Genomic DNA, 2,555 nt, shown 5'->3' with positions numbered 1-2,555 from the left:
TGATCACGCTCGGCGACAAGCCCGAGGAGCGCTGGCCCGAGGCCCGCGAGTGGCTGGAGGCCGAGGGCTACGACGACACCATCGCGTACGTACGGGCCGTCTCCATCCGCATCCTGGAGGAGACGGGGCTGCTGCCGCACCTCAACCCCGGCATCATGACCTGGACCGACTTCCAGCGCCTCAAGCCGGTGTCCCCGTCCATGGGCCTGATGCTGGAGACCACCGCCACCCGGCTGTGGAGCGAGCCCGGCGGTCCGCACCACGGCTCGCCCGACAAGGAGCCCGCCGTCCGGCTGCGGCACCTGGAGGACGCGGGCCGCAGCTCCGTTCCGCTGACCAGCGGGCTGCTGCTCGGCATCGGCGAGACGTACGAGGAGCGCGCCGAGTCGCTGTTCGCCCTGCGTCGCATCTCCCGGGCCTACCACGGCATCCAGGAGCTCATCATGCAGAACTTCCGCGCCAAGCCGGACACGGCGATGCGCGGCATGCCGGACGCCGAGCTGGACGAGCTGGTCGCCACCGTCGCCGTCGCCCGGCACATCATGGGCCCCTCCGCCTGCCTCCAAGCCCCGCCCAACCTCGTCGACGACGAATATGCGCGGCTCATCGGCGCCGGCATCGACGACTGGGGCGGCGTCTCCCCGATCACCCCGGACCACGTCAACCCCGAGCGTCCCTGGCCGCAGATCGAGGAGCTGGCCGAACGGTCCGCCGCAGCCGGCTTCAGCCTGCGGGAACGCCTCTGCGTCTACCCGGAATTCATCCAGCGCGGCGAGCCCTGGCTCGACCCCCGGCTGCTGCCGCACGTCCGGGCGCTGGCCGACCCGGAGACGGGCCTGGCCCGCGAGGACGCCGTGGTCGAGGGCCGCCCCTGGCAGGAGCCCGAGGAGGTCTTCGTCCCCTCGGGCCGCACGGAGCTGCACCGCACCATCGACACCGAAGGCCGCACCACCGACCGGCGCGACGACTTCGACGAGGTGTACGGCGACTGGGACGCGCTGCGCGAGGCGGCCGCCCCCGGCATGGTGCCCGAGCGCATCGACGCCGACGTGCGCCAGGCACTGAAGCAGGCCGCCGACGACCCCACCCGGCTCACCGACCCCGAGGCGCTCGCCCTGCTGCACGCCGACGGCCCCGCGCTGGACGCCCTGTGCCGCATCGCCGACGACCTGCGGCGCGACGTGGTGGGCGACGACGTCACGTACATCGTCACGCGGAACATCAACTTCACCAACGTCTGCTACACCGGCTGCCGCTTCTGCGCCTTCGCCCAGCGGCGCACCGACGCCGACGCGTACACCCTGTCGCTGTCCCAGGTCGCCGACCGCGCCGCGCAGGCGTGGGACGTCGGGGCGGTGGAGGTGTGCATGCAGGGCGGCATCCACCCCGACCTGCCGGGCACGGCCTACTTCGACATCGCGCGGGCGGTGAAGGAGCGCGTGCCGGGCATGCACGTGCACGCCTTCTCGCCGATGGAGGTCGTCAACGGCGCCACCCGCACCGGCATGAGCATCCGCGAGTGGCTGGCGGCCGCCAAGGAGGCCGGGCTGGACTCCATCCCGGGGACGGCCGCCGAGATCCTGGACGACGAGGTCCGCTGGGTCCTCACCAAGGGCAAGCTGCCCACGGCCACGTGGGTCGAGGTCATCAGGACGGCGCACGAACTGGGCATCCGCTCGTCCTCCACGATGATGTACGGGCACGTGGACCAGCCCCGGCACTGGCTGGGCCACTTCCGCACGCTGGCGGAGATCCAGCAGGAGACGGGCGGCTTCACCGAATTCGTCACCCTCCCCTTCATCCACACCAACGCGCCCGTCTACCTGGCCGGCATCGCCCGCCCCGGCCCGACGATGCGCGACAACCGCGCCGTCACGGCCATGGCCCGGCTGCTGCTGCACCCCCACATCCCCAACATCCAGACGAGCTGGGTCAAGCTGGGCGCCGAGGGTGCGGCGGAGATGCTCCGCAGCGGCGCCAACGACCTCGGCGGCACGCTGATGGAGGAGACCATCTCCCGCATGGCGGGCTCCTCCTACGGCTCGTACCGCTCGGTCCAGGACCTCGTCGCCATAGCCGATGCGGCGGGCCGTCCGGCCCGGGCACGGACCACGACGTACGGGGAGGTGCCGAAGGAGCGGCAGGAGGCGGCACTGGCCTCGGACGGCCATCTGCCGCAGCTGCTGCCGGTCGTGGAAAGCGACTGACGCTTATCGCACAAGTGTTGCCGTTCTGTCGCCTGGCCCCGGTCCGGAGGCGACGGGCGGCGCATAGGGTGTCCCGCATGTCTTGGCCCCAGAACCCTCAGCAGCCGCAGCAGCCCGAGCAGCCGCAGAACCCGCCGACGCCGCCGCAGGGCGGTTTCGGGCCGCCGCCCACGTGGGGTCCGGACGGCTCGGGGCACGCGCAGCCCACCGTCGTCTCCCAGCCGGCGGTGCCCTCGCCGCCGCCCGCCCAGACCCCGCCGGCGGGCGCTCCCGGGCACGCGCAGCCCACGGTCCTCTCGCAGCCGGCCGTGCCCGCGCCCCCGCCCGCCCCGGGTCCGGCGGGCGGCC

Annotated in this window: 1 protein-coding gene and 1 pseudogene; both read left to right on the top strand. The window is 73.2% G+C overall.

Annotated elements, in window-relative coordinates; translation table 11 throughout:
- A partial coding sequence (locus LE181_RS27990; RefSeq protein WP_225664296.1) for a bifunctional FO biosynthesis protein CofGH occupies nt 1–2,207 on the top strand: 2,207 nt, incomplete at its 5' end.
- Nucleotides 2,208–2,284: 77 nt separating this feature from the next.
- A pseudogene (locus LE181_RS27985) lies at nt 2,285–2,555 on the top strand (hypothetical protein); the annotation flags it as partial.

The sequence above is a fragment of the Streptomyces sichuanensis genome, assembly GCF_020328095.1.
Lineage (GTDB): Bacteria > Actinomycetota > Actinomycetes > Streptomycetales > Streptomycetaceae > Streptomyces > Streptomyces cinnamoneus.
Note: the sequence above shows the minus strand (reverse complement) of the source record. Positions and strands in the feature narration are given on the sequence as shown.